Here is a 23,087-nt window from a genome sequence, read left to right as displayed (position 1 = left end):
TTAATTGAAAATAAATATACATTAGTTCAAATTTATTGTAAAGTATTAATTTTCTATTATTTCAGATTTCCCATTTTGTCGTTGCCTTATAAAGCTTCCTAGGACGGCCCTGATGATAAGGGTGCTCCTCCCCTGCAAACGTAAAATAGTTCTGTTCAATTAAACGATTAATAATGCGCTCAGCAGATCTACGTGACAGATTCATATAGTCTGCTAATTCAGCAGCGGAAAAAGGACGATTATTGGTTACCAACATGAATTGCTTCATAACGTTAATATTTTTAGCACTCATTTTCACTTTTTCAGCAATCTCTAAAATATGTTTATTATTGCTACTTAAAGCTACTTTATTATTATTTTCAAATAATGGTCCATATAATCGATTCTGTTCATCCACCAAGCACATTACCGTAGAAGTCTCGCTATATTTGGTTGTAAAAAACAAAGCCTGTGATGAATGTGCCTCCGCCTCATGTAAAGAATAGCCATAGCCAACACCCACTCTGAAAATAGTACCAAATTGCTGTTCATACTGTTCTTTTAGGGAACGTAAATAAGAAGGTTCAAGCTTTTCAATTACCCCTCTTGTTGAAATAATTAAATAAGGCTCCTGCTGTGCTGGCATGACCTTTGCATGCAAACGATCGCTTAATGTTTCTAAAGTACTTAGAAATACTGGATGAAGGTGTGATAAATTTTCTTGGCAATGAATGGAGACAACGGCAATTTGCGAGGACGCCAATAATTGATGATGATACGCATCTAAGGCTCTAGTAACCGCCGCTGCAAACGTTTGTTTGCTTTCAACCATATACTTCGCAGGTATCCCTAATTGTTCAAGCTCTATAAAAACAGCATGAAGGCTAGTAAGAGCTACTTTAGTCTTTCCAGCTTCGTATAACTCCTTATGATAATGAACATAATCAGCCATATTTAAATTTGCTATTTTTTCAGGTTTTTCATGGACCCATGCATAATCTTTTACATACACATCTGTAGATGCAATTCCTGCCTCCTTCATCACTTGATAAAAGCTATTCATTTTAGGCAAATCTATCGATAATTCGCTCAATCCTACTCGTTCATGATGGTGTAGGGATAATAGCGAAAGGGCTAAAGTCAATTCATCAAAAGGGAGATATGTCGCTTGTATAGATAATGCCTTTATTTTTTCGTAGCAATAGTAATAGGGAATGGAGCCAGCAAATAATACAATATCCGATTGAGATGCGGCTTCTTCAATAAAATCCACACACTGTTCAGGATGCGTATATGGAAAATGAATAAATTGTACGTGAGGAAATACTGCGAAATGCTCCTTTATATTATTCCAAAAAAACAAAGAACCTAAAATTGCTATTGTTTGCATAATTTTCAACCTCTCTAATAAATCAAATATTCTAATAATTAAGTTCATTCATTATAACGTAAATATATAAAAAAAGAACCTTCCATCATCGAAGGTTCACACATACTCATTTTTTGGTTGTTTCCAATGTAACCCACACAATTTCCTCCAACTGTATGAAGAATGGTGTACGACTAATCTCTAAAATAATATGGTCAGGTAATATTGATAATAAAATACCTTGTTGAATATTTTTTTCTGTTTGCACTACAATAGCCTGACCAACCATCAATTTAAGAGTTTCGTATAAATATGGATTGGATATACTTCCTATCTGCGCCATGTTCTTGACACTCCCTCCTATAAAACTAACCATACTCTTAAGTATATGAAGGAATGATAGGAAATGTACCATTTATTTTGACTCTAGAAGTATTGTTACTGGCCCATCATTAATGAGTGCAACATCCATCATTGCACCAAAAATGCCTGTCTCCACATGTAAACCGTGTTCCCGTAATGCTTGATTAAAAGCTTCCCACAGCGGCTCTGCTACTTCTGGTCTTGCAGCACTTGTGAAACTTGGACGATTCCCTTTTTTTGCATCCCCATATAACGTAAATTGCGAGACGGATAAAATAGCGCCACCTTGCTCCAAAATAGAATGATTCATTTTTCCATCAGCATCTTCCCAAAGGCGTAAATTGGCTACTTTTTTCGCTAAGTATTCGACATCTTCCTGCGTATCTTCATGTGTAATACCAACTAGAAGAACATAGCCACTATCGATGGCTCCTGTAACAGTTCCGTCAACTGTTACAGAAGCTGTTTTACTACGCTGTAATACTACCTTCATACGTCAATAACCCCAATTCTAACTATTGCTTAATTGATAACTCGTTGCACCGAATAAATATCAGGTGTTTGTTTAATTCGCTCCACAACCTTATGCAAATGCGAAATATTCGAAATAGAGATTGTTAAATGAATTGTGGCCATTTTATCACGATCAGCACGGCCACTTACCGCTAAAATATTTGTTTTAGTTTCACTAACAATTTGCATAATCTCATTTAAAATACCAGGTCGATCAAAAGCAGAAACCTCAATATCCACTGGGTATTCTTTTTTCTCAGGGATGACACCATGCTCCCACTCGACTTCAATTAAACGCTCCTGCTCATCCTCAATTTGAATATTAGGACAGTCTGCACGATGAACGGATACACCACGACCCTTTGTAATAAAGCCAACAATGTCATCTCCTGGAACAGGCGTACAGCAGCGCGAAAGTCGAATGAGCATATTATCAATGCCCTTCACAATGACACCTGATTCCGTACGTTTTTGTGGGATCGGATTTTTCATTTTTTGTTCGATTTTTTCTAAGGCTTCTTCCTGTTCACGCTCTTTTCGGCGTTTTTCAGCTAAACGATTCACAACTTGTTGTGCCGTTATTCCGCTCACACCAACAGCTGCATATAAGTCCTCTTCATTCGTATAATTAAACTTATCGCATACTCGTTTTAGATTTTCAGCTGACATTGTTTCCTTTAAATCGAAATCCTGTGCACGGATTTCTTTTTCAATCATCTCTTTACCTTTGACAATATTTTCCTCACGTAAATGACGTTTGAAAAATTGCTTTATTTTATTTTTTGCCTGTGAGGATTGTGCTATTTTCAGCCAATCTCGGCTTGGTCCAAAGGATTGCTTAGATGTTAAAATTTCAATGATGTCGCCCGTTTTCAGCGGTGTATCAAGCGGCACCATTTTGCCATTAATTTTCGCCCCTATTGTACGATTTCCGACCTCAGAATGGACACGATAGGCGAAATCAATCGGGACTGAACCAGCAGGTAATTCAATGACGTCACCTTCAGGGGTAAAGACGTACACCATATCTGAAAACAGATCAAATTTTAAGGATTCCATAAACTCTTCCGCGTTGGAAGACTCATTTTGGAATTCTAATATTTCACGGAACCATGTTAATTTTTGGTCGACATTTTGCTTTTGATGGTCAACCTTCCTAGCCTCTTTATACGCCCAGTGTGCCGCAATCCCGTACTCAGCAATCTTATGCATTTCCTTTGTACGAATCTGTACCTCTAATGGATCTCCATACGGACCAATAACAGTTGTGTGTAAGGATTGATATAGATTTTGTTTTGGCATAGCAATATAATCTTTAAAACGTCCTGGCATTGGCTTCCACAACGTATGCACAATCCCTAATACGGCATAGCAATCTTTAATACTATCGACCAATACACGAATGGCTAACAAATCATAAATTTCATTAAACTGTTTCTTTTGTAGCACCATTTTTCGATAAATACTGTAAATATGCTTTGGACGTCCATATACATCTGCATCAATTTCAACTTCATTCAGCTGTGATTTCATTTCAGCCATGACATTGTCTAGATATGCCTCACGCTCATCTCGCTTTTTCTTCATCAAACTGACAATACGATAATATTGCTGTGGGTTTAAATAGCGAAGTGCTGTATCTTCAAGCTCCCATTTGACAGTCGATATTCCAAGACGATGTGCAAGCGGTGCAAAAATTTCTAAAGTTTCTTTCGAAATACGTCTCTGCTTTTCGGCAGGCAAATGCTTTAGCGTACGCATATTGTGAAGACGGTCTGCTAGCTTTATTAAAATGACACGGATGTCCTGCGCCATGGCTACAAACATTTTTCGATGATTTTCTGCTTGCTGCGCCTCTTTTGATAAATACTTAATTTTCCCTAATTTTGTAACTCCGTCCACGAGTACTGCTACTTCTTCGCCAAATTCCCGTACCAAATCATCCCGCGTAAAATCTGTATCTTCGACAACATCATGTAAAAAACCTGCCGCTACAGTTTCTGGGTCCATTTGTAATTCAGCTAGAATACCCGCTACTTGTACTGGGTGAATAATATACGGTTCACCAGAGCTACGGAATTGCTCAATATGGGCATCCCTTGCTAATTCATATGCTTTTTTCACGAATGCGACATTTTCATCATTCATGTAGGATTTGACTAACTCAAAAACGTCCTCAGGAGTCAAAATTTGCTCTTTCGCCATAACATGTCCACCTTGCTCGTCAAATTTTTCAGATTAGATATAAACTTAATTGTATAAAATTTTGTAGCCTATTGTAAAGAGACTGTGTCATTTAGTTTAGTTAATCTCGTGAACAGCATTAAAAATGGAAAAAATATTCTTCTTTTTAATAAAAAAGACCCTCTGCGACGTTATGTCACAAAGAGTCTTTGTTTCGACAAGAGAATTAGTGTAATTGATTGAAAGCTACAGCAATTTTCGCGCCCACTACTGCATTGTTTTTCACTAATGCAATGTTGGCATCAAGGCTTTTACCTTCTGTTAATTCTTTTACTTTACCTAGTAAGAATGGTGTCACGTTTTTACCTTGAATACCATTTTCTTCAGCTTCAGCTAAAGCTTTTTCAATTATATTCGTAATAAACGCATGCTCTAAAGCTTCAGCTTCAGGGATTGGGTTAGCAATAACAGCTCCACCTTTTAAACCTAATGCCCACTTCGCACTTAGCATTTCTGCAATTTCTTGTGGTGTATCAAGCTGGAAGTTTACATCGAATCCACTTTGACGTGTGTAGAATGCTGGTAATTCATCCGTACCATAACCAACTACAGGTACACCTTTTGTTTCAAGATATTCTAATGTAAGGCCGATATCTAAAATAGATTTTGCACCAGCACAAATGACAGCAACATTTGTTTGTGCTAATTCTTCTAAGTCAGCAGAGACATCCATTGTCGTTTCAGCACCACGGTGAACGCCACCAATACCACCTGTTACAAAGATTTCAATACCTGCTAGCTCTGCACAGATCATTGTAGCTGCAACTGTTGTCGCTCCTAGTTTTTTTGTAGCAAGTAAGTAGCCTAGGTCACGGCGTGAAGCTTTAGCAACACCTTGTGCATTACCGAACATTTCAAGCTCTTCATCTGATAAACCAATTTTAATTTTCCCATCAATTAATGCAATTGTTGCAGGTACCGCACCATTATCGCGAATAATTTGCTCAACCTCGCGAGCAGTTTGTACGTTTTGTGGGTATGGCATCCCGTGTGAAATAATCGTTGATTCTAAAGCCACGATTGGTAAGCCCTTTGCTTGTCCTGCTTTTACTTCTTCTGATAATACGATGAATTCTTTCATGTTGTTATTCCTCCATTTCACTTTTTAACAAATCTACAGATAATTCAGGTCTCACTGTATAAGGAGATGCTAAGGTATTTTTTGCATTGGTTAACCCTGCATCAAGACATGTCGCAAAGGATTGTCCTGTCAGCCAGCCGTGAATAACAGCACTGACAAAGGCATCTCCTGCACCTGTCACATCTTCAATCTTATCAATTACTTTGGCAGCAAAATGACTAGGCGCAATTGTTGTTGAAGCCGCATATACGCCCTTACTGCCAGCTGTGATAATTACATGTTCAGCACCTAATTGTAGGAGCTGTTGTAATGCTTTTTCATAATGACTCACGTTTTCAATTGTATGTCCTACAATTGTTTCTGCTTCATCCGTGTTACAAATAAACCATGTTACGCCTTGTAATGTTTCAGGTAGTCGATTCATTTTAGGCGAGGATACTGGCACAATAACCAGTGGAATTTCACGAGCAATAGCTACTTGCTGGATATAAGCCACCGTTTCTTTCGGACAATTTAAGTCCAAAATAAAGCAGCCAGCGTTCACAAGCATCGTTTCATGCTTTTTTAACAAGTTAGGCAATAATAAGTCATATACTTCCATATTGGCTACAGCTAGTGCTAGCTCGCCTTGCTCATCCATAATGGCCGTATAAGAACCAGTTGAAGCTTCTGGTAACTGCTCCACATATCGTAGATTCATAAACGATTCTGAAGCATCTTGGATCACTTGCCAATCCGCATCTTTACCAGCTGTTGTGAGCAATGTCACTTGATGGTTTAATCGGCCTAAATTTTCAGCAATGTTTCGACCGACACCACCTACACTAAAGGAAGAACTAGCAGGGTTAGAAGTTCCAAATTGAACATTGCCCTTCACGTGGAATTTTCGGTCTAAGTTAGCTCCACCGATACAAATAATTTCATTTGCCTCGGGTAAAATATAAGCTCGACCTACTATTTTTCCTTCCTTTGTTAAACTAGACACTAAATTAGCAAGTACGGGACGAGATAAATTCATGGCATCCGCCATCTCTTGCTGAGACATAAACGGATTTTGGCGAATTAAAGCAAGCACCGCCTGTTCTCTTTCATTCATAGCATCACCTTTTATTATATTTGTTTACATTATAAACTTTTGTTTGAGTTTTGTCAAAAAAAAGTTGAACCTTTCATACGGAGGTTCAACTTTTCACGTTTAGTTCGTTTGTGCTTGCTTAGAAGTTTGTTTTTTGACTATGATAACGAATAGGCTCGCCAATGCACAAAAAGCCCCTGCAAGAAAAAAAGCCCATGTATAGGAATTGAAAAATTTATAAATCAACCCACCACCATATGCAGCGACTGCCGCTCCCGCTTGATGAGAGGCAAAAATCCATCCGTAAATAATACTACTCTTTTGTACGCCAAAAGTTTGTCGGGCAATACTAATCGTAGGTGGCACTGTTGCAATCCAATCAAGGCCATAAAAGATAGTAAAAATAGTTAATAAAACAAAGGAGCCCTGTGCCAAAGCATATGGGAGTAACAGGAGGGAAGCTCCTCTTAACAGATAATACCAAAATAATAACCAACGATTATCAAAGCGATCTGATAGCCAACCAGATGCAGTAGTACCTAGTAAATTAAATACACCCATAAAAGAAAGGAGCGATGCAGCGGTTACTAATGGAATACCAAAGCTAATGCAATAAGAGACAAAATGAGTACCGATTAAACCACTCGTTGAAAGACCGCAAATGAAAAAGCTCCCTGCTAACAGCCAAAAAGTTTTGACTTTAACCGCTTCTAATAAGCCATTGAAGGCCATACTAATTGGATTTTTCTTGAGCTGCACATGGGGATTTTCAAATATCTCATCCTGTCCATAAGGCGTTAAGCCCAAATCCTGCGGTTTGTTTTTGATAAAAATAGCAATTATGATTAACATCACTATACTCAAAAGTAGAATAAAGCCGATTGCCCATCTCCATGAATAGTGGTCAATGATAATAGCAAGCACTGGCAATAAAATAAGCTGACCAGTGGCTGTACTAGCCGTTAAAATCCCTACTGCCAGCCCTCTTCTTTTGACGAACCAATGATTGGCTACATAAGGACTGAGCACCGTTAAAAAGAGGCTTGCGCCGAGACCAATGATTCCACCCCAAATAATGATTAATTGCCATGATTGATTCATGAAAAATGTTAAAGACATTCCTAACACTAATGTAGACATAGCACTTATCATCATCTTTTTTAAACCTATCACTTCAAGCAAAGCTGCCATAAATGGTCCAGAGATGCCATATAAAAATAAGCTGACGGCAAATGCTAGCGCAATCGTCGATCGATCCCATTGAAACTCCCTTTCTAAAGGATCAATAAACACACCAGATGATGACATTGTAATTCCAGCAACAATAATGGAGAAAAACGTGACCACTAAAATAAACCAACTGTAATGAATCCGCTTCATTATTCCACCTACTTTTCTTGTCAAAGTCACTCTAAAAGCATGTATATACATGCTTTAGAGTATATTCGTTCATTTATATGTATATACATGTATAATGATAGTAACCATTCCATTAGATAGCTGTCAATAAGTATTTTTTAGCGCTTAGGTGTATACTTAAAATTAGTAGAATCCCTCAAAGGAGTACTGACCATGAAAAATCAACAGAATACTATCGATTACACACAAATATGTGTTTGTGCAAACCTTCGAAAAAAAACAAGGGTCGTGACGCAGTTATATGATAAATTACTTCAGCCTACCGGTTTAAAAGTGACTCAATATTCTATGCTGGCACATATCGACCTCCAACAAGCTGTTTCCATTAGTCGTTTAGGTGAAATTTTATTGCTTGACCAAACGACCGTGACACGTAATATCAATCTATTAAAGCAATATGGCTACGTCGAGTTAAAGCGTGATCCCCATGACGCTCGCACTAAAAATATAATGCTCACTGAAAAAGGGTTAGAGAAGCTGCATGAGGCTGCACCCATTTGGAAAACGATTCAAGATAAAATCGTTGATGATATTGGTGTCGAAAAATATGCTGATTTCTATGATACTTTGCGAACAATGCAAAAGATCATTCAGTCCTACGACGAACAATAAAAAAGCGCCCATGTGATGGCGCTTTTTTTCAATGCTCTTAATATTGAATAAGAGTTTTAATATTTAAGTCGCCCAGCTTGTCACGACCATTTAATTCTAAAAGTTCAATTAAGAAGGCACAACCCACTACTTGACCACCTAATTGTTCCACTAGACGAACAGTGGCTTCTACCGTACCGCCTGTTGCTAGTAAATCATCACAGATTAGTACCTTTTGACCAGGCTTAATCGCATCATTATGCATAGTTAATGTATCTTTGCCATATTCAAGACCATAGTCTGCACTAATAACCTCGCGTGGTAATTTACCCGGTTTGCGAACAGGTGCAAAGCCGATTTCAAGGGCATAGGCAACTGGGCACCCAATAATAAAACCACGTGCTTCAGGACCCACTACAATTTCTGCACCTAGTTCTTTTGCATATTCTACAATTTGATCTGTTGCATATTTGTATGCCGGTCCATGATCCATAATTGTAGTTATATCTCTGAATGTAATACCCTCTTTCGGCCAGTTTTCAACCGTTGTAACGTATTGCTTTAAATCCATTTTATTGCTCCTCCTACGAAACGTATTCGTCTAGTCATGTATTCGTTCATCAAACCATTGTTTTAATTCTATATAAGGAGCATAGACAAGCATTTGCTCCATTTCAATCTGTTCTGAACGTTGTTTGTACGACGGTGCCTCGGTCAATGCTTGTTTTGGAGCATCCACGTTGACAGTCGTCAGTCCACTCTCCATTTTAACAAAATCAAGCTCAAAAAACACCTGTGTCATAAATTTTAATGTTTCTAATGGCCATCCAGTATGCTTAGCTATGTCCGCTACATGCATATCAAGTGGAAATGCTGGTCGATTTTTCAAGAATTTATAATACCATGCAAATTGCTCTCGGGTAGGTAAAACATTAAAGTATTGTGAATCTGGCATATAAAAATGCGCATAGATGCGTGAAGGGGCTGTCTTCTGTAAAACCTCTTCTAGCTTTTGAATGTTTTCAGGCAAATCTAAAAGAACAATATATTCACTTTGTCCGATGTTTGAAAGAGTTGGATCAACGACTATTATAGGAACATCAATTAACGATTGATAATAGGTCATTGTTGTTGGACGAAAGGCTATAAATGTCGCCTCTTCCTTTGGCACTGTATTGAGCCAGCGAGCCGTTTGACGAATACCACGAATATCAAAAAGCTGCCATTCAGTGGTTTGAACATCTTCAATCATAAATTGAGCTTTTTTACGACCCTGCCACTCGTTAATTTGCAAATCACCAATAAAGGACACTTTTATGCCATACGTTAATTCATCATGTAAATGGCCCTTATGGAAACCAACACTATCTAATTTGTCATAGCCATTCGTTAATTCCATTTTTATATGGTTCTCAGCTGCTCCAATTTTTCGCATCGAAGATATTTCAACGTCCTCAAGCACATAAACTGGCTTCGGAAAATCGGTACCATACGGGCCAAGTGTTGATATTTCTTCAATAGCATCTGCAGAAATTTCATCTAGGCTTAGAGGGATATCGATGTGTACCACAGGTGTTAACTGCTCTTCTGTTAAACATGCTCTTGCCTGTGTATCCAAGCGTGACCGTAGTACATCCACATGCTCAATTGATAAAGTCATCCCCGCTGCCATCGGATGGCCCCCAAAATGAGGTAAAATATCACGATTTTTGGCCAATTCATTATATAAATGGAAGCCTTCAATACTGCGTGCAGAGCCTTTTGCTGTGCCTTTATCAGGGTCAAGTGAAAGGACAATCGTCGGACGATAATATTGTTCAACAAGACGTGAAGCAACGATTCCTACAACCCCTGCATTCCAGCCTTCTCCTGCTACAACAAGGACTAAAGAATCGCTAATTTTCTTCTCTGCTTCAATTAGGGCAATGGCTTCATCCGTTATACTTTTGACAATATCCTTACGCTCGGTATTGCAGGCATTTAGCTGTTTGGCCAATGCTGTTGCCTTTGCGCTATCCTCTGCCATTAATAATTCGACACCTGGCGATGCATCACCGAGACGCCCCACTGCATTAAAGCGTGGACCAAAATAAAAGCCAATCGTTTCCTCATTAATTTTTGCTTGCTCCGTACTCGCAATATCACACATGGCTTGTACCCATGGACTAAGAGAACGACGCATTTCCTCTATCCCTCGTTTAACGAGATAACGATTTTCATCCACTAATGGCACCAAATCAGCCACCGTGCCAATCGCAACATATTCTAATAAATGAGTTGGTAGTTCTCCGTATAGAGCATGTGCAAGCTTAAAAGCTACACCTACACCAGCAAGCTCTCCAAAAGGATAATGCCCTTCAGGTATACGTGGATGTAAAATGATATCTGCTGGTGGTAATTCCTCCCCTGGTTCATGGTGATCGGTCACAATGACATCCAGCCCAAGCTCCTTCGCTACACGAATAGGTTCAATCCCCGAAATCCCATTATCCACAGTGATAATTAACTGCACACCCTCCTCATATGCTTCCCTGAAAAGAGCCTCATGTGGCCCATAACCATGAATAAAACGATTCGGTATTTTAAACGATACATCAGCACCAAGATTTAATAGAACATTTAGCATGACCGTCGTACTTGTCACACCATCGGCATCATAATCGCCGTAGACTAAAATTTTCTCTCCATTATCAAGAGCTTGCTCAATTCGTGCCACCGCTTCCGTCATACCGTGCATGAGAAAAGGGTCATGGACATTCGCTTCTGTCATATTTAATAAGCTTTCTGCATCAGCTGTTGTTTCACAGCCTCGCGCTGCTAAAATTTTTGCTGCAATCGCAGAAAGTTGTAAGTCATTTTGTAATGCTTGTACAAGATTTACGTCTGGGCGCTCCACTTGCCATCTTTTTTTCGATAGAATCATCTTCTCACTTCCTTACGAAAGCTATTATACCGAAATTCTACACGATACGCACTATCCGTAAGATTGATAGTTTTATCCAAGTAAGGCTATGTCTCTGTTTCAGCATGCTATCCATCACTTTGCTCCTGCTATCCGTCACTTCCCCCTTGCTATCCGTCACTTTGCTCCTGCTATCCGTCACTTCCCCCTTGCTATCCGTCACTTTGACCCTTCTATCCATCACTCCCCCCCACGCTATCCACTACACAGCAAAAAAGCCCACTCTAGTAAAGAGTAGACTTTTCATAAATGCCTTTTGAAGCGGCTATTAATGCTTCTATTGCTTCCATCCTGCCTTCATGTAAGGCTGTCACAACGGCACTTCCAACGATGACCCCATCTCCCAACATTCCCATACTTTTCACTTGCTCTGGCGTTGAAATGCCAAATCCCGCTAGTACTGGGATTGGACTTGCCTGACGCAAGCTTGCAAAATGTTGTTCTAAATTAGTAGCAAAATTGGATCGTTCCCCTGTAATTCCATTTACAGTGACTGCGTAAACAAATCCTTGGCTTGCAGCAGCAATACGAGTAATGCGTTCAGGAGGACTTGTTAATGATACAAGCTGGATGACATCAATGCTATGTGGATTTAAGGCCTCTCGTAAAATCCCACTTTCCTCTAATGGCACATCGGGTACGATTATTCCTTTGACTCCTCCAGCTACACAAGCTTGAGCAAAAGCCTCCAAGCCATATGCTAATACGGGATTAAAATAAGTCATGATGACTAATGGGACAGTTATTTCCTCTTTAAATGAAGCGAGAGCTTGTAATACTTTCCTCAACGTTACACCCGCTACTAATGCTCGTTCTCCAGCCCGTTCAATTGTTGGACCATCTGCAACAGGGTCTGTAAAGGGAATGCCTACTTCAATAGCTGTTACACCCAGCTGCTGTAGCTTTAAGATCGTTGGCTTGACTGTTTCTAATCCCCCATCGCCTGCCATCATATACGGTATAAAAGCCTTATGTCCTGCAAGCTTTGTCTGGTCAATCGCCTGTTGTAAAGTCGTCATTTCAGATCCCCCCCTAGTGCCGCACGAACCGTGTGTACATCTTTATCCCCTCGGCCAGATAAGCACACCACAATAATGCTGTCATTCGGCATAGTTTTAGCAAGCTTTGCTGTATAAGCAATAGCGTGGGAACTTTCCAGTGCGGGAAGTATGCCCTCTGTTCGACTTAATAATTGTAAGCCTTCTAATGCTTCAGCATCTGTGATAGAGTCAAATTGCGCTCGACCCATCTCATGTAAATAACAATGTTCCGGCCCTTTTCCTGGATAGTCTAATCCTGCTGAAATAGAGTGTGCTTCTTGAACAAAGCCATTTTCATCTTGTAATAAATACATGTAAGCACCATGTAATACACCCAATTGTCCACCTGCAATGGCTGCAGCATGCCGCCCCGTTTCAAGACCACTTCCTGCTGCCTCTACACCATATAAGGCAACTGATTCATCGTCAACGAATGGATGAAACATGCCAATTGCATTACTACCTCCACCAATACAAGCTACAACTGCATCTGGTAAACGACCTTCCTTTTGCAAAATTTGTGTCCTTGTTTCTACCCCGATAATACGCTGAAAGTCCCGGACAATTTTTGGAAATGGGTGTGGGCCTAACGCAGAGCCTAAAATATAATGCGTATCCTCCACATTTGTTACCCAGTAGCGCAAAGCAGCATTTACAGCATCCTTTAAAGTTTTTGACCCGCTTTCCACCGACTGAACCTTCGTTCCAAGTAGCTCCATACGAAAAACATTTAACTGCTGACGTTTGATGTCTTCAGCGCCCATAAAAACTACACATTCAAGATTTAATAAGGCACAAGCGGTAGCCGTTGCTACTCCATGTTGCCCAGCTCCTGTCTCCGCAACAATTTTCTTTTTCCCCATTCGTTTGGCAAGGAGGGCCTGGCCGATCGCGTTATTAATTTTATGAGCACCTGTATGATTTAAATCTTCACGCTTTAAATAGATTTTCGCTCCACCAAGCTTCTTTGTTAAATTTTCTGCGAAATAAAGCGGGGTTTCACGTCCCACATAGTCCTTTAAATAATAGGATAGCTCCTCTGTAAACGCTGCATCTTTTATTGCTTCCTCATAAGCAGTCTCTAATTCTAGCAAGGCTGTCATTAATGTTTCAGGTACAAACCGCCCACCAAATTGGCCGAACCGCCCATCCTTTGTTGGTACACTATTGGCTATCGAAACTGTCATTATCTATGCCCCCTCTTTGCCATTTGTAAAAATGTCCGTATTTTTTTATGATCCTTTATGCCATTTGTTTCTACACCACTGGATACATCCACCATGTGAGGGTCTACATCTGTAATGGCTCCTTCAATATTCTCCGCCTTCAATCCACCAGCAAGTATTAATCTTTCTCGTGGAATTCCCACTTCATCAAGTAAAGTCCAGTCAAAAGTTCGACCACTTCCACCCTTAAAATCAGTCCCAGGGGCATCGAATAAATAATAGTCCACCTGATAATTAGCAGCGGCTTGCACATCCTCTTTTGTCCGTATAGATAATGCTTTTATAGCCGGATAACCTTGTTCAACAATGAATGCTGCTGTTTCCTCTCCATGGTATTGCACGTAATCTAAAGGCACTCGCTCAACTGCTTCCTGTAATTCAGCAGGAGTTGGATTGACAAAGACACCAATTTTCAAAATACCTTGTGGCACTTGCTTTGCTAACAGCTGTGCTTGTTCAATGGATACACGACGTTTACTTGGTGCAAAAACAAAGCCCACAGCATCTGCACCAGCATGAATTGCTGTTTGGATATGTTCTAATTCTTGTAATCCACAAATTTTAACTTTTGTCATACTGACGTCTCCTCGGTTTGAACTTGTAAACGTCTGAGTGCTAGCCCTACATCTCCGCTCCGCATTAATGCTTCTCCAACAAGAACGCCACTAGCGCCCATAGCCGCCACTTGTTTCGCATCGTCCTGCGACCAAATACCACTTTCACTAATTAATAGATGTTCCTCATCAAACGGAAAGGCTTCTGCAATCTCCTTTGTTCGCTGTAAATTGACTTCAAAAGTGCGTAAATCTCGATTATTAACGCCAATCAATTTCGCATCGACTGCAAGGGCACGTTCGAGCTCCTCACTATCATGCACTTCCACTAAAACCTCTAAGCCTAAGCTCGTTGCGTAGCTATATAAATCACGTAAAGCTTCATCCGTTAATGCTGCCACGATCAATAAAATTATTGATGCGCCTGCTGCCTTCGCAAATCGAATTTGCACTCGATCCACCATAAAATCTTTACAAAGAAGTGGCGTATCCACAGTACGAGCAACTGCAGCTAAATCTTCAAAGGAACCTTTAAAAAATTCCTTGTCCGTTAATACAGAAATAGCTGCTGCTCCTGCCTGAGCATAAACTTTTGCTTGGGCAACTGGGTCTGCCCCACCAGCAATTAACCCTTTGGAAGGTGAAGCACGTTTCATTTCAGCAATCACTTGCAATGTGTTTGCTTGCCGTAATGATTGGAATAACGAAGGGCGTTGCTGTTCTGAAAAATTCGCTAAAGGATCAGGCTGCTCTAATAATGCTCCTACCTCTATCCTCTTTTGCTGAAGTATTTTTTGAAGAATATTCATTGTCCAACCTTCACTCCTTTTAATTGCTCACTATAAGCTACAACCTTTGCTAATTTTTGTAGGGCTCGCCCACTGCTAATACTGTCTTTCGCCATAGCCACACCCTCTTTAATCGTTTCTGCCTGACCATAACCGAATAATCCAATTCCGGCATTTAACAATACCGTATTTAAGTAGGCACTCTGCTCCCCAGCCAATAATTTTTTCATTATTACCGCATTTTCATCAGCATTGCCACCACGAATGGCCTCTAATGGTGCCGAGCGAAGACCGACATCCTCTGCGGTCAATGAGAATGGAATCAAATCTCCTTTATCTAGTAAAACCAATGTATTTTGCCCTGCTAAGGAAGCTTCGTCTAGCCCTTGAGGACCTGATACTACAATGGCACGCTCCCGTCCTAGCATTTGTAGAACAGAAGCATACTCCATGACAAAATGGGGACGATTAATGCCTGTAAATTGTGTTGAAAGGGTTACAGGATTTGTTAAAGGGCCAACTAGATTAAAGATGGTTGGTCGACCTAGTGCACGTCGCACCTCCCCAATCCTTCTTAGTTTAGGATGGATATTCGGTGCATATAAAAAAGCAATGCCTTCTTTCTCCAATAAATCTACCGTTTGTGGAATTGTCATATCTGTATGAATGCCTAATGCCTCTAAAACGTCCGAGCTGCCAGAGGAAGACGAAATTTTACGATTTCCATGCTTGGCGATTTTAACACCAGCTCCCGCTAGCACGAATGCAGAGGCAGTACTGATATTAAATGTATGAAGACCATCACCACCAGTACCGCAATTATCCATGTAATCCCCTTCTTTTACCGGGACATCACGGGCAAATGACCGCATAGTTGTTGCTAATGCCGCTACTTCATGAGCCGTCTCCCCCTTTATAGATAGGGCTGTTAAAAAGCTTGCGATTTCATCTTTAGGGGTGTCATCCTGAAATATCCATTGCGCCACCTCCAGCATTTCTTCATACATTAAATGCTCTCCTTGCAACACTTTCCGCTGTAAATGCTTCATTCGTTTTGCCCTCCATTATTCGCCAATAACTGTAAATATACTCGTTCTTCCTCTTCCACCTGCTGTAAAACTCTTAATACGTCCGTATATTTTGTAACCGCAATGGTCGATTGCAAATGCATCATTGTCTGTTTCACCACAATGGATTGCCCAGCTAAAGCAAAATCCAACTGCCCATTAAAACCAATGAAGCCGAGAGCTCCGCCAAAAATACCCGCATTATGATGCCATTTTTCCAAATAATAGGTTTCCTGTTCCTTAGGTATCCCTGTAGTTGAATATGGTGGTAGCATTGCTGCTAATACATCAAGGGCATGAAGCATTGGCAACAGACGTCCCTCTATTCTAGAAGTCATGTGTAAAGCTTGCTTCGATCTCTCAATACGCATAGCATCAATCACCTGAAGGGAATCCCGAAAACAAACTGACTGTAGCTCTTTCTGCACTGCGCTCACAAGGAGGGCATGTGATTTTCTAATCTCTAGATGATTACATAGTTTTCGTTCATTTTCTAAGTCGTCGCTTTTCGTTCCTCCTCGTGGGTATGTTCCCTCTGTCGGGGTTGCAATTACTCGTTCTCCTGTCACTCGTATTAGACTTTCAGGAGATGTTCCTAAAACTACATAATCTTCAAATTCTACATAATACATATAGGCAGCTGGCTTTTTTTTACGGAGCTGTCTATATAACGAAAAAGCGTCTCCTTGAAACTTTGCCATATAGCGCTTCGGTAATACGACTCTTGTCATTTCCCCTTGTAAATTACGTTGAATGTTTTGTAGAGCATTTGTAAATTGATCCTGTGTAGAAGTATCAAGCGTTTGATAGATGTAAGTTGCTTCTTCACTTGCTTGCCCCTGTAACAACTGTTGGGCTAAATCCTCCAAGTCAGGCTCTTGTTTTTCCACATCTATATTTGTATGAATCAGTGTCACTTCATCCGTTACATGGTCAAACATAATGATTGTTTCATAGACATGAAAATGAACATCTGGGAGATCCTTTTCATCGGTTGGCAGCATCGATGTTCCTCCATGACCTATATAACCAACGGCACCACCAGAGAACGGAAATTCAGTCGTATGGGAAATGCGTGGCATGAGTCTTTTCAGTAGAGCAAAGAGCTCACCTTTATGGACATAGGTTTTTCCTGTTTGATAGGAATACTCCTGAATTTCTTGCCCGACACCTTTATATGTTTTTCTTGGATTCGCACCGATAAAGGAAAACCTTCCCGCACCCTCATGCTGGGCTGAACTTTCCAGCAGAAATTTATGCTTACCTTGTAAACGTCTAAAAATTAATATCGGTGTTAAAGAATCGCCATTGATGGTTTTCATTTTTGTTCTTGAACTCATTGTTTGCATAGCTTTCAATCTCCTTCTCCAAAGATTTCCTTTAGCTAATGTCTAGTCGAATGAAGAAAAATTGCACTGTTGAATGAAAATAAAAAAATCCCCTGCAAAAAGGATTATTCCTAATTGCAGAGGACGATCATGACCGCGTTGCCACCTCATATTAGAGCATATTGCTCTCACTTTAATGCCTGCTCCTGCTACGTCCATAGCTAATCAGTTAGATAGCTATAGCCATATATCGTTCAAGCATTCCCTATAACGTGGGGATTCACGTTCGCTTTTTTAAAGGCGACTCTCATAAGTCCATTCACATAAGCTACAAATCAGTTCTCACCAGCCACTGACTCTCTATATTGCACACCTATGCTACTACTCTTATTCAACAATTTCTCAGCTATTCTCATCTAAACTCAGCTCATCTGTTCTTAGGCTGACCACGCTCCCGTAGCCTTCTACCTTGACCGAACAAAAAGTTAGCCTTAATTCTATGACAAACAAATACAATTGTCAATCAATTTTGAAGAATCAAGTGGTTGACATGGATTTCAGAAGCTTTTTATATAGGTATATAACCCTTTTAAAATTCCGTAAAAAGGAAATACCACTCCTGCTGTTGAAAATTTTCTGAGTATTGACCTTGTAAAAATATCAAGCTATAGTAATTTCAGAACATTTATTTTTTCTATATAACAAAAGAAGGTAGGAACGTCTATGTCCGTTCGTAAAAAATTAAATCTTGGCTTCATTTCATTAACATGTTTACTCTTCATTTCAAGCATTGTGAGCTTTCTTCAATTTAAAGCTACACAAAATGATCTAGAAGAAGTGCTGCAACATCGTATAGTCCAAATGCAATTAACAGTGAAAATTCAGCAAGAACTCGCATCGCAAGGTTTATTTTTACGTTCCTATATTTTAAATCAAAAGGATGAAACAGCTAAAGCTAATTTAGAGCGCTATGAAAAGCTATTACCAGAATCGGTGAATGAACTTTCTACCCTTGTTCGTTCTGATTACACAAAAAATATCATGCAGCAAATCACAGCACTACAAAAAGATTTACTTACTCATTCCGAAGAGGCGGTCCAAGCCTTCAATAATGGAAATGTAGATTTAGCACTCTCTTACATAAATACTGATGTGACAAAAGATAATAAGGAAATCTTCCAATTGACGAAGGAAATGTTAGAGTATCATAATGAACAGCTTCAAAAGGTTGATGCTGAAGTGAATCAAACGGTTGCACGAGCAATTATTATTTCCATCACGCTACTATTGGCTAGTGTCGTTATTGGCGTATACTTTATGTTTTTTGTTAAAAGGTCGATTGTTCAGCCATTGCGTCAGGCTATTGGAGCGGCTGATACATTAGCACAAGGAGATTTAACGATTGATGAGCTGACTCACCAATCAAAAGATGAAATTGGTACACTAGCCGTGGCTGTCAATACGTTAAAGCACAATCTAACAGGATTAATGTCAAACATCCAAGATAGTGCCTCCCACCTATCAGCTGTCTCTGAAGAGCTATCTGCTAGCACGGAGGAAGTGACGGCGACTTCTGAGGATATTGCCCAACGAATTCAAGAAAACTCAACACATATCGTTTCATCCGCTAGTGCTTCACAGCAAAGTGCTGTAGCAATGGATGAAACAGCAACCGGTGTCCAACGCATTGCAGAAGCGACACAAAGCCTTCATTCCAATGCAGAAAGTATGACTGAGCTCGCACAAACAGGAGGAACAACTATTTCCATAGCGAAAGAACAAATGTCTATCATTTCTGTGGCTACCTCTGAAATTGCTACATTAACCGAAAAGTTAAGTAAACAATCAGAAGAAATTGGACAAATTACAACCGTTATCACAGCCATTTCAGAGCAAACAAATTTACTGGCATTAAATGCGGCAATTGAAGCGGCAAGAGCTGGGGAACACGGTAAGGGCTTTGCAGTAGTAGCTGATGAAGTACGTAAACTTGCTGAGGAATCTAATCAGTCTGCCAATCAAATAGTTGCCATTACAAAAGAAATTCTGACAGATACACGCAATGTTGCAGTTGCCGTCGATCATGGACTAGCGTCTGTAAAAGATGGCGTAAATAAAATTCACGAGGCAGGGGATGCTTTCTACTCCATCACATCAGCCGTGACTGCATTTACTGAGCAAATTGAAGAAATATCTGCTACATCTGAGGAAATTTCCGCCAGTGCTGAACAGGTTGCAGCCTCTGTCACGGAAATAGCTAGTGTATCAAATCAATCAGCCAGCAATTCACAAATAATTGGTGAGTCTGTTGATGAACAAGTCGCAACAATGCAGCAAGTGAACGCGGTCGCTGAGGAGTTAAGTCAACATGCCCAGCAGCTACAAACATTACTTCAACAATTTAAAATATAAGAAAGAAAATCTGCTGCTTTTTAGAAAGCCAGCAGATTTTTTTGCATCATAAAAGCAGGGTATAGAAAACAATTTGTTTTCTACCCCTGCCCATTTAAATTATACAGTAGGTTCGTCTGTACCCCATTGTTTTTTCTCTTTCTTGTGTAGCTGCCCATCTGATTTTTTCATTTCACGAATTTTTAATGAATACCAGATTTGAGCTGCGATACAGATGGAAGAATACATACCTGTAATTAAACCAATCAATAACGCGATCGAGAAGTTTTGAATAGATGGTGCACCAAAAATTAATAAAGCTATAACAACAATAATAACTGTTAGGACTGTATTAACAGAACGTCCCATTGTTTGGCGTAATGATTTATTTACAATGTTCGCCAATACTTCACGGTCATTAATTGTATCATAACGATCTAAGTTTTCACGCATACGGTCAAAGGTAACAATCGTATCATTAATGGAGTAACCAACAATGGTTAACACAGCCGCAATAAATGTAATATCTACCTCTAAACGCATGAAGCTAAAGACGGCAACGATTAAGAATACATCATGCAATAATGAAACAATTGCACCAATGCCCATGCGCCATTCAAAACGAATTGCTACATAAATGATGATTCCTAGTGCTGAAAGTGCCAATGCTTTAATAGCATTTTTCACCAATTCCTTACCAACTGTTGGCGATACCGTACTTACAGTAGGTTTATGACCATATTTATCAGTTGTTTCTTTTTGGAATTTTAAAATATCTGCTTGTGATAAATCGGATTTATAACGTACAACTGCAGATGTACTCTTTTCTCCTGAAAGGACAATATCCTCCGAAGGGAAACCAATGCTATCAACGAATTTTGCTACTTCTTCTTGTGTTAACGTTTGTTCTGCTTCAATTTGAATACGTGTACCACTAGAGAAATCAATACCAAGGTTTAGACGGAAAATACCCATAACCACTATCCCAGCCACTAAAATGGCTAAAGAGAATGTATAAAATTTCTTACGGTTGTGAACAAAATCGAAACGATCAAATTTCGTTGATAAATCTAATGTGCCAATGTTTTCATCTAAACTATGTTGTTTTGATTTGGCAATACCATACCATGCTGGATTATTGAAATAGCCACTGTTAACAAGGACTCCTAATAGAACGCGAGAACCCCAAACTGCTGTTAAGAAGCTCAATAAAATACTAATAATTAATGTAGTTGCGAATCCTTTGACAGAGCTTGTCCCGAAGTAAAATAGAATGCCCGCTGCTAATAGAGTCGTCAACTGTGCATCGACAATCGCTGATAAAGATTGTTTAGACCCAATTTGGAACGCCTGTTTAGCAGAATACCCTACTCGAAGCTCTTCTCGTATACGTTCTGCTGCTAGAATGTTGGCGTCCACAGCCATCCCTATACCGAGTACAATAGCAGCAATACCCGGAAGCGTTAATACGGCGTTTATCCAATCAAATACAACCAAGACTAAGAAAGTGAATACAACAAGTGTAATGATGGAAATAAAGCCTGGTAAACGATAGTAAAATAACATGAATAAGAAAATAATTACTACGCCGACAATACCTGCAAAAATGGTACTTTTCAGTGCTTCATCACCAAACTGAGCACCAACAGAAGTGGAGTAAATTTCATCAAGCTTAACAGGTAGTGCCCCTGCATTTAAAATTCCTGATAAATTTTTTGTTTCATCAACAGAGAAATTACCACTTATCATAACGTCTGTAGTATTTAACGTTTGACTAACTGTTGCTGCTGATGAATAGCGAGGCTTCGCTTTTTGTGATTCCGCTTTATAGGAATCAACACCCTCTTCAAAGTCTAACCATACAACTAATAAATTTTGTCCTACAGGTTTCGCAGCAATTTTACTTGTTACATCTGCAAATTTTTTCGCATCTTTTAATTTTAAAGATACGATTGGGCGATTTTGCTGGTCAAAGGAAGCACTAGCTCCATTTTCCGCTAAATCATTCCCATCTAATAATAAATTATCATCCACATCACGGAATGTTAAATTCGCAGAAGTAGATAGTAACTTACGTGCAGATTCCTGATCTTCAACACCAGCTAATTGCACACGGATACGGTTTTCTCCCTCAACCTGAATGCTTGGTTCACTAACACCAATCGCATTGACACGGTTACCAAGGGCTGTTGCCGTAGCAGCCACAACTTCCGGCGTGATTTTTTGTCCTTCTTTTAATTCATTTACCTCGTAAAGAACCTCAAACCCGCCTTGTAAGTCAAGACCAAGCTTAATGTCCTTTAAGACGCCGTTTACAGTCGTACTAATTCCTGCTACCAAAAGCACAAGAATTAATAGGAATGCAACTATACGACTTTTTAGTTTCATTGAAAATCCTCCTCGAAATGGTGTAAGGGTTGTCCTTACACGCCAAACAAGTAACTAGCAATACCTTTTGAAACGATTAATCCTCCTTTTTCTTAGAATCATGTTACCTGTGTCTCAAAAAGGTAGCTTCACTTATTTCATTCGTTCATAACGCGCAAGTTTATCTTTGTATTATTAGGTACTAACCTTCCTAATGCAAGTAACATCGCATGGGCGGTTTATGTAAGTAAACAGTTTTTCAAAATAAAAAAAGCGCAACACACTTATTATGAAACAGGTTGCGCTTGGTGTCAATTCAACACATATAGGTTTCTTTGAATTCTTGCAAAATTTGACACATCGTCATTTATGTTCTGACTGGACCAAGCAGTAATTGTAATTCTTCTGTATTCAGTTCTTCAAACCAATTATCACTTTGTAAAAACTCTACTTGATTAAATGAGACGATATCAGATGATGATACCGAGAATATGGTCGCAATCACCTCATATAAGCGTAGTTGATCTACTTTCTTTTTCCGCCATTTTTTTTCAACACAGTACCGCCAAAGCTCTTCTGCCGTTATAGCATCATAATGAAAATACTTGAACTCTGCTATCTTACTATCAATTGCAGGACGAATTTTTTCAAATAGTTGCTCATATTGCATACTCATTTTGAATCATCTCCAATCAAAGTCGTAACGTAAGACATGCTTGCATACAAATAG

At 39.5% G+C, this 23,087-nt stretch carries 20 protein-coding genes and 1 other annotated feature; of the genes, 2 read left to right on the top strand and 18 right to left on the bottom strand.

Translation table 11 applies throughout. The features are described from left to right. Nucleotides 1–61: 61 nt before the first annotated feature. The 7 genes from C9J29_RS09540 to C9J29_RS09510 form a co-directional block, all read right to left on the bottom strand. Nucleotides 62–1,369 (bottom strand): MarR family transcriptional regulator, encoded by a 1,308-nt coding sequence (locus C9J29_RS09540; RefSeq protein WP_237068793.1) that lies wholly within the window; start codon nucleotides 1,367–1,369, stop codon nucleotides 62–64. A gap of 106 nt (nucleotides 1,370–1,475) precedes the next feature. Further along, nucleotides 1,476–1,691: a DUF2642 domain-containing protein gene (locus C9J29_RS09535; RefSeq protein WP_107922058.1), complete on the bottom strand. Its 216-nt coding sequence runs from the start codon at nucleotides 1,689–1,691 to the stop codon at nucleotides 1,476–1,478. 72 nt (nucleotides 1,692–1,763) lie between these two features. Next, nucleotides 1,764–2,204 carry a D-aminoacyl-tRNA deacylase gene (dtd, locus tag C9J29_RS09530; RefSeq protein ID WP_008181087.1) on the bottom strand — a complete coding sequence of 147 codons (441 nt, stop codon included), beginning with the start codon at nucleotides 2,202–2,204 and terminating at the stop codon, nucleotides 1,764–1,766. A 29-nt stretch (nucleotides 2,205–2,233) separates the two neighbouring features. Continuing rightward, nucleotides 2,234–4,429 (bottom strand): RelA/SpoT family protein, encoded by a 2,196-nt coding sequence (locus C9J29_RS09525; protein WP_107922057.1) that lies wholly within the window; start codon nucleotides 4,427–4,429, stop codon nucleotides 2,234–2,236. A gap of 205 nt (nucleotides 4,430–4,634) precedes the next feature. Then, nucleotides 4,635–5,549: a pseudouridine-5'-phosphate glycosidase gene (locus C9J29_RS09520; RefSeq protein ID WP_025114648.1), complete on the bottom strand. Its 915-nt coding sequence runs from the start codon at nucleotides 5,547–5,549 to the stop codon at nucleotides 4,635–4,637. Nucleotides 5,550–5,553: 4 nt separating this feature from the next. After that, on the bottom strand, nucleotides 5,554–6,645 hold the full coding sequence (locus C9J29_RS09515) for a carbohydrate kinase (protein ID WP_008181093.1): 1,092 nt from the start codon (nucleotides 6,643–6,645) through the stop codon (nucleotides 5,554–5,556). A 99-nt stretch (nucleotides 6,646–6,744) separates the two neighbouring features. Beyond that, complete coding sequence (locus C9J29_RS09510) at nucleotides 6,745–8,004, bottom strand: MFS transporter (RefSeq protein ID WP_008181094.1); 1,260 nt, start codon at nucleotides 8,002–8,004, stop codon at nucleotides 6,745–6,747. A gap of 192 nt (nucleotides 8,005–8,196) precedes the next feature. Between C9J29_RS09510 and C9J29_RS09505 the strand changes: the two genes are divergently transcribed. Beyond that, entirely contained in the window at nucleotides 8,197–8,655 is a 459-nt protein-coding gene (locus tag C9J29_RS09505; RefSeq protein WP_008181096.1) for a MarR family winged helix-turn-helix transcriptional regulator, read from the top strand. 37 nt (nucleotides 8,656–8,692) lie between these two features. Here C9J29_RS09505 and C9J29_RS09500 read toward each other — a convergent pair whose 3' ends face one another. Genes C9J29_RS09500 through C9J29_RS09460 form a run of 9 tightly spaced genes read right to left on the bottom strand, consistent with a single transcriptional unit; the run spans nucleotide 8,693 to nucleotide 17,620 of the window. Continuing rightward, nucleotides 8,693–9,205, bottom strand: a complete 513-nt coding sequence (locus C9J29_RS09500) for an adenine phosphoribosyltransferase (protein WP_008181098.1) — start codon at nucleotides 9,203–9,205, stop codon at nucleotides 8,693–8,695. 30 nt (nucleotides 9,206–9,235) lie between these two features. Next, a complete protein-coding gene (gene recJ / locus C9J29_RS09495; RefSeq protein WP_090002907.1) occupies nucleotides 9,236–11,557 on the bottom strand; it encodes a single-stranded-DNA-specific exonuclease RecJ in 2,322 nt (773 codons plus the stop codon). Nucleotides 11,558–11,594: 37 nt separating this feature from the next. Continuing rightward, entirely contained in the window at nucleotides 11,595–11,777 is a 183-nt protein-coding gene (locus C9J29_RS09490) for a hypothetical protein (RefSeq protein ID WP_107922056.1), read from the bottom strand. 43 nt (nucleotides 11,778–11,820) lie between these two features. Then, a complete protein-coding gene (gene trpA, locus C9J29_RS09485; protein WP_096365177.1) occupies nucleotides 11,821–12,615 on the bottom strand; it encodes a tryptophan synthase subunit alpha in 795 nt (264 codons plus the stop codon). Beyond that, the gene (gene trpB, locus C9J29_RS09480; RefSeq protein WP_008181105.1) at nucleotides 12,612–13,823 is read right to left on the bottom strand and encodes a tryptophan synthase subunit beta; all 1,212 of its coding nucleotides are present in this window, start codon (nucleotides 13,821–13,823) and stop codon (nucleotides 12,612–12,614) included. The genes trpA and trpB overlap by 4 nt, the downstream gene beginning before the upstream one ends. Further along, a complete protein-coding gene (locus tag C9J29_RS09475) occupies nucleotides 13,823–14,437 on the bottom strand; it encodes a phosphoribosylanthranilate isomerase (RefSeq protein ID WP_107922055.1) in 615 nt (204 codons plus the stop codon). The genes trpB and C9J29_RS09475 overlap by 1 nt, the downstream gene beginning before the upstream one ends. After that, nucleotides 14,434–15,225 (bottom strand): indole-3-glycerol phosphate synthase TrpC, encoded by a 792-nt coding sequence (gene trpC, locus C9J29_RS09470; protein WP_008181109.1) that lies wholly within the window; start codon nucleotides 15,223–15,225, stop codon nucleotides 14,434–14,436. Before trpC ends, C9J29_RS09475 begins: the two co-directional genes overlap by 4 nt. After that, complete coding sequence (gene trpD, locus C9J29_RS09465; RefSeq protein WP_107922054.1) at nucleotides 15,222–16,253, bottom strand: anthranilate phosphoribosyltransferase; 1,032 nt, start codon at nucleotides 16,251–16,253, stop codon at nucleotides 15,222–15,224. Before trpD ends, trpC begins: the two co-directional genes overlap by 4 nt. Then, complete coding sequence (locus C9J29_RS09460) at nucleotides 16,250–17,620, bottom strand: chorismate-binding protein (protein ID WP_107922053.1); 1,371 nt, start codon at nucleotides 17,618–17,620, stop codon at nucleotides 16,250–16,252. Before C9J29_RS09460 ends, trpD begins: the two co-directional genes overlap by 4 nt. A gap of 116 nt (nucleotides 17,621–17,736) precedes the next feature. Beyond that, nucleotides 17,737–18,003, bottom strand: a binding site (T-box leader). 319 nt (nucleotides 18,004–18,322) lie between these two features. Between C9J29_RS09460 and C9J29_RS09455 the strand changes: the two genes are divergently transcribed. Then, nucleotides 18,323–20,011 carry a methyl-accepting chemotaxis protein gene (locus C9J29_RS09455; protein ID WP_107922052.1) on the top strand — a complete coding sequence of 563 codons (1,689 nt, stop codon included), beginning with the start codon at nucleotides 18,323–18,325 and terminating at the stop codon, nucleotides 20,009–20,011. Nucleotides 20,012–20,110: 99 nt separating this feature from the next. Here the strand turns inward: C9J29_RS09455 and secDF are convergent, their stop codons facing one another. Next, nucleotides 20,111–22,378 (bottom strand): protein translocase subunit SecDF, encoded by a 2,268-nt coding sequence (gene secDF, locus C9J29_RS09450; RefSeq protein WP_107922051.1) that lies wholly within the window; start codon nucleotides 22,376–22,378, stop codon nucleotides 20,111–20,113. Nucleotides 22,379–22,724: 346 nt separating this feature from the next. Continuing rightward, nucleotides 22,725–23,033: a post-transcriptional regulator gene (locus C9J29_RS09445; RefSeq protein ID WP_107922050.1), complete on the bottom strand. Its 309-nt coding sequence runs from the start codon at nucleotides 23,031–23,033 to the stop codon at nucleotides 22,725–22,727. Between the last annotated feature and the right edge of the window lie 54 nt (nucleotides 23,034–23,087).

Origin of the sequence: Lysinibacillus fusiformis, assembly GCF_003049525.1 — a bacterium.
GTDB classification, from domain to species: domain Bacteria; phylum Bacillota; class Bacilli; order Bacillales_A; family Planococcaceae; genus Lysinibacillus; species Lysinibacillus fusiformis.
The sequence above is the reverse complement of the archived record's forward strand: the minus strand, read 5'-3'. Positions and strand labels throughout refer to the sequence as shown.

Excerpts from the sequence above, each read along its gene's own strand:
- C9J29_RS09540 (WP_237068793.1), bottom strand. The coding sequence starts at position 1,369 with ATGCAAACAATAGCAATTTTAGGTTCTTTGTTTTTTTGGAATAATATA.
- C9J29_RS09535 (WP_107922058.1), bottom strand. The coding sequence starts at position 1,691 with ATGGCGCAGATAGGAAGTATATCCAATCCATATTTATACGAAACTCTT.
- dtd (WP_008181087.1), bottom strand. The coding sequence starts at position 2,204 with ATGAAGGTAGTATTACAGCGTAGTAAAACAGCTTCTGTAACAGTTGAC.
- C9J29_RS09525 (WP_107922057.1), bottom strand. The coding sequence starts at position 4,429 with ATGGCGAAAGAGCAAATTTTGACTCCTGAGGACGTTTTTGAGTTAGTC.
- C9J29_RS09520 (WP_025114648.1), bottom strand. The coding sequence starts at position 5,549 with ATGAAAGAATTCATCGTATTATCAGAAGAAGTAAAAGCAGGACAAGCA.
- C9J29_RS09515 (WP_008181093.1), bottom strand. The coding sequence starts at position 6,645 with ATGAATGAAAGAGAACAGGCGGTGCTTGCTTTAATTCGCCAAAATCCG.
- C9J29_RS09510 (WP_008181094.1), bottom strand. The coding sequence starts at position 8,004 with ATGAAGCGGATTCATTACAGTTGGTTTATTTTAGTGGTCACGTTTTTC.
- C9J29_RS09505 (WP_008181096.1), top strand. The coding sequence starts at position 8,197 with ATGAAAAATCAACAGAATACTATCGATTACACACAAATATGTGTTTGT.
- C9J29_RS09500 (WP_008181098.1), bottom strand. The coding sequence starts at position 9,205 with ATGGATTTAAAGCAATACGTTACAACGGTTGAAAACTGGCCGAAAGAG.
- recJ (WP_090002907.1), bottom strand. The coding sequence starts at position 11,557 with ATGATTCTATCGAAAAAAAGATGGCAAGTGGAGCGCCCAGACGTAAAT.
- C9J29_RS09490 (WP_107922056.1), bottom strand. The coding sequence starts at position 11,777 with ATGGATAGAAGGGTCAAAGTGACGGATAGCAAGGGGGAAGTGACGGAT.
- trpA (WP_096365177.1), bottom strand. The coding sequence starts at position 12,615 with ATGACGACTTTACAACAGGCGATTGACCAGACAAAGCTTGCAGGACAT.
- trpB (WP_008181105.1), bottom strand. The coding sequence starts at position 13,823 with ATGACAGTTTCGATAGCCAATAGTGTACCAACAAAGGATGGGCGGTTC.
- C9J29_RS09475 (WP_107922055.1), bottom strand. The coding sequence starts at position 14,437 with ATGACAAAAGTTAAAATTTGTGGATTACAAGAATTAGAACATATCCAA.
- trpC (WP_008181109.1), bottom strand. The coding sequence starts at position 15,225 with ATGAATATTCTTCAAAAAATACTTCAGCAAAAGAGGATAGAGGTAGGA.
- trpD (WP_107922054.1), bottom strand. The coding sequence starts at position 16,253 with ATGAAGCATTTACAGCGGAAAGTGTTGCAAGGAGAGCATTTAATGTAT.
- C9J29_RS09460 (WP_107922053.1), bottom strand. The coding sequence starts at position 17,620 with ATGCAAACAATGAGTTCAAGAACAAAAATGAAAACCATCAATGGCGAT.
- C9J29_RS09455 (WP_107922052.1), top strand. The coding sequence starts at position 18,323 with ATGTCCGTTCGTAAAAAATTAAATCTTGGCTTCATTTCATTAACATGT.
- secDF (WP_107922051.1), bottom strand. The coding sequence starts at position 22,378 with ATGAAACTAAAAAGTCGTATAGTTGCATTCCTATTAATTCTTGTGCTT.
- C9J29_RS09445 (WP_107922050.1), bottom strand. The coding sequence starts at position 23,033 with ATGAGTATGCAATATGAGCAACTATTTGAAAAAATTCGTCCTGCAATT.